The sequence below is a fragment of the Pseudarthrobacter sp. MDT1-56 genome, from assembly GCF_059383555.1.
Genome location: NZ_JBWZCK010000007.1, coordinates 236,075 through 242,238, shown reverse-complemented (window position 1 = coordinate 242,238; position 6,164 = coordinate 236,075). Strand labels below are relative to the sequence as shown.

2 protein-coding genes are annotated in these 6,164 nt (G+C 68.6%); both read left to right on the top strand.

What is annotated here, in order from left to right:
• Positions 1–5,110: Ig-like domain-containing protein (locus AC50YC_RS12165; RefSeq protein WP_494953762.1), on the top strand; the 5,110-nt coding region annotated here is incomplete at its 5' end.
• Positions 5,111–5,177: 67 nt separating this feature from the next.
• The gene (locus tag AC50YC_RS12160) at positions 5,178–6,152 is read left to right on the top strand and encodes an AAA family ATPase (protein WP_494953761.1); all 975 of its coding nucleotides are present in this window, start codon (positions 5,178–5,180) and stop codon (positions 6,150–6,152) included.
• Positions 6,153–6,164 lie beyond the last annotated feature (12 nt).

Below are 6,164 nucleotides of genomic sequence, written 5' to 3'. Positions count from 1 at the left end.
GTTCCGGGTGAACCGGGACCTGGTGGTCCTCAATGATGTGAATTCGGGCAATGTCTGGCTGGTCAACCAGAACATGCAGCTCGTCAACAACTGGGACGACGTCATCCCGCCCAAGAACCAGTCCGATGACCAGGACGAGGAGTCGGCGGACAACAACACCGTCAACGTCCTGCCGGACCGCACCAAACCCAACCGGCCCCCGGAAACCAGGCCTGACGCCGTCGGCGTCCGCCCGGGCCGCACCACCATCCTCTCCGTGCTGGACAACGACTCGGACCCCGACGGCGATGTCCTCACCGCCTCCGCGGGCGACAACGGCCCGGCGTCCGGCAGCCTGGAGAACATCTACGGCGGCACCGCCTTCCAGATCACCGTCCCGGCCGACGCGAAGCCCGGCACCGAAACGTTTGGCTACAACGCCGCGGATGGCCGCGGCCTGTCCGCCGCCGGAAGCGTCACGCTGAACGTCGTCGGCCCGGACGAGAACAAACCACCCCTGTTCAAGCGCGGCGAGCCCACCACCATGCTGGTGGAGCAGGGCAAAACGGTCAGCCAGAACATCCTCACCGACTGGACCGATCCCGACGGCGACGACCTCGTGCTGATGGACGCCAAGGCGGACAATGAGCAGGACCAGGTCAAGGTCCGCCGCGACGGCCTGCTCACCTACCAGGACTCCGGCGCCGCTCCCGGCAAGAAGTCCGTCACCGTGACCGTCTGGGACGGCCGGGCCACCAGCACCGGCAAGGTCGTTGTGAACGTCCAGCCTCCCGGCGCCCTGCCGCCAGTGGTCAACGCCGACCACGTCACCGCCGTGGTCGGCCAGGACCTCGTGATCGCCCCGCTCAAGAACGACGTCGACCCCAACGGCGGCGCGCTGCGCCTCGCCCAGGTCGAGGCCGCCGGCACCGCCGAACTTGGTCCCGTGACCGACGGCGGAACCTTCACGTTCCGCAGCGTCACCCCCGGCCCCATCTACCTGAGCTATATCGCCAGCAACGGCCCGCAAAGCAGCCAGGGCCTGATCCGGGTGGACGTCGAATCCGGCCAGGACGCCGGCAACCCGGTGGCCGTACACGACGTCGCCCTGCTGCCCGTCGGCGGCAGTGTCCTCCTGGATCCTCTGGCCAACGACTCGGACCCGTCCGGCGGCGTGCTGGTGCTGCAATCCGTCCAGCTGCCCGAGAACGCGACCGCCTCGGTCAGCGTGATCGACCACAGCGTCCTGCGGATCACCGACGTCGTCGGCACCAAAGACCCGTTCACCTTCCGCTACACCATGTCCAACGGCACCAAGTCGGCCACCGGCAGTGTCTCCGTGGTTCCCGTCCCGGCCCCCGCCGTGGTCGAGGCCCCGCAGCCCAAGCCGGACGAGGTGAACGTGCGCGTCAACGACGTCGTCACCATCCCGGTGCTGGCCAACGACACCCACCCCCAGGGCGAGAAGCTCAGCGTGGATGCAGTCCTGCCCCAGCCCGTCCCCGAAACGGACGGGAAGAGCTTCGTCTCCGAAAACACCCTCCGCTTCATCGCCGGCGCGGAGCCCAAGTCCGTCCGCGCGATCTACAACGCCGTGGACCCGCAGGGCCAGAAGAGCGCCGCGGCCGTCACCATCCACATCCTGCCGCTGGAGGGCGCGGAAAACTCCCGGCCCCAGCCCAGGAACCTCACCGCCCGTGTCGTGGCGGCCGGGTCCGTGCGGATTCCGGTGGAGCTCGACGGGATCGACCCCGACGGCGACTCCGTCCAGCTGACCGGAATCGACAGCACCCCGGCGATGGGCACCGCCACGGTGGGCAGCAACTTCGTCGACTTCACGGCAGCCGGAGACGGCGCCGGCACGGACACCTTCCGTTACAAGGTGGTGGACCGGCAAGGTGCCGTCAACATCGGCACCGTGACCGTGGGCATCGCCCCGCGCGGGGACACCAACCAGAAGCCCACGCCGGTCGACGACGAGGTCAAGGTCCGCCCCGGACGGCAGATCGCCGTGGACGCCACCGGCAACGACACCGACCCCGACGGCGACCCGATCCGGATCATCAGCGACGGCATCGAGGCCGCTCCGGAACTGCAGGCCACCGTCAGCAAGCAGTCTTCCCGCATCATCCTCCTGGCCCCGGGCGAGGAAGGCACCGCCAACGTGCGCTACTCCATGGCGGACGACCGCGGCGCCACCGCGCAGGCCGCCATCGCCGTCAAGGTGCAGAATGACGTGCCGCTGCAGGCCCCGATCGCCCGGGACGACCGGGTGACCTCCGCCCAGACGCTCGGCAAGACCGCTGTCGACGTCCCCGTCCTCAAGAACGACGAGGACCCAGACGGCGTCGGCGAGAACCTCAAGATCGCCACCGACGCCGAGACCGCCCGGCCCGGCGCCGAGGGCACCATGATCGTGGAACTGACCGAGCAGCCGCAGCTCATCCCCTACACGGTGGAGGACCTCGACGGCCAGAAATCCACCGCCATCATCTGGGTCCCCGGTTTAGGCCAGCAGGTCCCCACCCTGGCCAAGGATGAGGTCATTGAAGTCGTCGCCGGACAGTCCGTCAGCGTGGACCTCAAGGAATGGGTCAAGGTCCGCGACGGACGCTCGCCGCGCCTGACCCAGACCGACCGGATCAAACTGATCGGCGCCGACGGTTCAGACCCCGTGGCCGGCAACGGCACCGCCCTGGCATACACTGCCGGCCAGGACTACGTGGGCCCCGGCTCACTCAGCTTCGAAGTCACCGACGGCTCCGGCCCGGACGACGCCGCCGGGCTGAAGTCCACGCTCAGCATCCGCACCAAGGTGCTCCCTGACCCCAACCGAAACAACCCGCCGGTGCTGCTGGGCAGCCAGGTGGAGGTGCCCAAGGCGGACTCCACCACGACCGACCTGGCCAAACTGACGACCGACCCGGACGACGGCGACGCGGACCGGATGAAGTACGAACTGGTGGGCGGTGTTCCGGCAGGGTTCGACGCCGGCATCGATGGCAAGTCCCTGAGGGCCTCTGCCAAGGACAGCGCGGTCGCCGGAGCCAGCGGCGCGGTCCAGGTCAAGGCCACGGACCCCCGCGGGCTCGAAGCCACCGCGACCTACCAGCTGACCGTCACTGCCTCCAACCGGCCCAAGCCCGTGGCCAACGACGATGTCGAAGCCAATGCCGCGGCCGGCAAACCCGTCACCGTGCGGGTGCTGGACAACGACGCCAATCCGTTCCCGGAAACGGCGCTGAAGATCGTGTCCACCGTGACCGAGACCGGCCAGGGCTCCGCCGCCGCCACCGGGGATACCGTAACCGTGACACCGGCCGACGGGTTCTCGGGAACCATGATCGTGGCCTATACCGTGGCGGACAAGACCGGGGAAGAATCCCGCTACGCGACAGCCCGGATCTGGCTGACCGTCAAGGACAAGCCGCTGGCGCCGACCACACCCCAGGCCGCGAGCGTGGGGGACGGCACCGCCCTGCTCAACTGGACCGCCCCGGCTGACCGCGGATCCGCCATCACCAAGTACACGGTCTACGGTGAAGGCGGCTACCGCCAGGACTGTCCGGCCAACTCCTGCACCCTGACGGGCCTGACCAACAACTCCAAGTACCACTTCCAGGTCACGGCCACCAACGCCCTGGGCGAATCCGAGCGGTCCCCGGCCTCGGCCGAGGTACGCCCGGACGTCAAACCGGACACCCCGGCCGCGCCCGCCGTGAAGTTCGGCGACACGCAGCTTACGGTCACGTGGGTGGCCCCGGCGTCCAAGGGCTCACCGGTCAAGTCCTACGACCTGGAAATATCCCCGGCCCCGGCCGGGCAGAACGCCCAGATCCAGAACCTCAGCTCAGTGAGCTACGTCTGGAAGGGCCTCAAGAACGGCGTGGCCTACAAGGTGCGCGTCCTGGCCCGCAATGGCGCCAAGGAGCCCTCCGAATGGAGCGCCTACTCGGCGGCGGAAACCCCTGCCGGGGTGCCCGTCACCCCGGCGGCACCGAATGCGACGGCGGCGGGCTCGGTGGGCAACCAGAGCCAGCTCAAGGTGAACTGGACGGCCCCGAACAACAACGGCGACGCCATCTCCAGTTACACGCTCACCACCCTGCGGGGCGGCGCCGCCGTGGCGACCCAGCGGGTGTCCGGCACCACGCAGAACGTCACGGTGGACAACTCGGAAGCGGGCTACACCTTCACCGTGTCCGCCACGAACAAGGCCGGAACGTCCGGAACAAGCGCCCAGTCCGCCGCCGTACGCGCCGTGGGCAAACCGGCGATGGTGGGCCAGCCGTCCGCGACCCTCATGGACACCGGCGGCGACGGCGGCAGGATCGACGTCCGTTTCACCCCGCTCACCGCCGAGCAGCGCAACGGCTCCAGCGCCGCTGAAATCACCTACAAGTACAAGCTCACCTCCGGCACCGGCAGCGGCAACATCCCGGCCGGCGGCGGGGTGGTGGCCGCCCCCAACGGGACCGCCACCGCCGTGGTGGTCTGGGCCGTCTCCTCGCGGAGCTCCAGCACCGGCGACGCCAGCCCCGCCTCGAATTCGGTGAACCCCTACGGACTCGCCTTCGCGCCGGCCGTCACCGGATCCAAGAGCAGCGGCGTCGGGGACAAAACGGTGTCGTGGACCTGGAACGCGGCGAACGGCAACGGGCGCCCCGTGACCGGTTACCAGTACCGGCTCGATGGCGCCGGAGGCTGGCAGGACACTCAGCAGCGGTCCTTCTCCAAGAGCGTGGGCTTCAGCGAGACGCACAAGCTGGAAGTCCGTGCCATCAGCGGCGGCCAGCCCGGCCGGATCGGCCAGGACACCTCGCGCAGCGGGTCGGAACCACCGCCGCCGGTCCCGACGACCTGGAGCGTTGAGGCCACCCCGGTGCGCAGCTGCACGGAACCCAGTAAGAACACCGACAGCTTCCAGGGCGGCGACTGTGTGGGTGCCGGCAAGTGGATGAACCCCGGCTCCCCCGCGAAGACGGACTACTACGTGGTCTGGTACCAGACCGACAAGAACCCGAGCGGTGTCTGGTACCACGTGACCACCGGCGCGGTCGCGGGGAACTTCGTCCGCGGGAACACCACGAACCTGGGTTCAACGCCTCCGGCCGGCATGCCCCGCCGATGACACCCAACCCGGATCCAACGCCTAAACTTGCCCCGCTTTTTCATCCAGAACAGAAGAGGATCACCCCATGACCATGACCACCGAACAGGCCGAATGGTTTGCCGGCACCTTCGAGACGCTCGTCGCCAACGTGGGCCAGGCCGTTCTGGGCAAGTCCCACGTCATCCGCCTGACCTTCACCGCGATGCTCGCCGAGGGGCATGTCCTCTTCGAGGACGCCCCGGGCACCGGCAAAACCTCGCTGGCGCGTGCCCTTGCCGCGACCGTCCAGGGCTCCAACAACCGCATCCAGTTCACCCCGGACCTGCTGCCCTCGGACGTGACCGGTGTGACCATCTACGACCAGAAGACGCAGAAGTTCGAGTTCCACAAGGGGCCCATCTTCAACAACATCGTCCTGGCCGACGAGATCAACCGTGCCTCGCCCAAGACCCAGTCGGCACTGCTGGAGGTCATGGAGGAATCCCGCGTCACCGTGGACGGAACCACGTACGAGGCCGGCCGCCCGTTTATGGTGATGGCGACCCAGAACCCGATCGAGCAGGCCGGCACCTACCGGCTGCCCGAGGCCCAGCTGGACCGCTTCCTGATGAAGACCTCCATCGGCTACCCGGACCATGCCTCCACGGTGCAGCTGCTCGGCGGCTCCAACCTCAAGGACCGCTCCAAGGACATCACCGCGGTCATCACCACCCAGGCGATCGCGGACATGGCGGACCTTGCCGCGACCACGCATGTGGACACCGCCGTGCTGGAATACATCTCCCGCCTCTGCGAGGAGACCCGCAACGCACCGGAGACCCGGCTGGGCGTCTCCGTCCGTGGCGCCCTCGCCATGGTCCGGGCCTCGAAGGTCTGGGCCGCCAGCCAGGGCCGCAACTTCGTGCTCCCCGACGACGTCAAGGACCTCGCCGCCGTCGTCTGGACCCACCGCTTCGTGATGGACCCGGAAGCCGAATTCTCCGGCGCCACCGCAGAGGCCGTGCTGAAGCGCGTGCTGGCCGAGGTCGCCGCACCCCAGCAGCGCGCTTCCCTTGTCTAAGCGCACCGTCTA

Excerpts from the sequence above, each read along its gene's own strand:
- AC50YC_RS12160 (WP_494953761.1), top strand. The coding sequence starts at position 5,178 with ATGACCATGACCACCGAACAGGCCGAATGGTTTGCCGGCACCTTCGAG.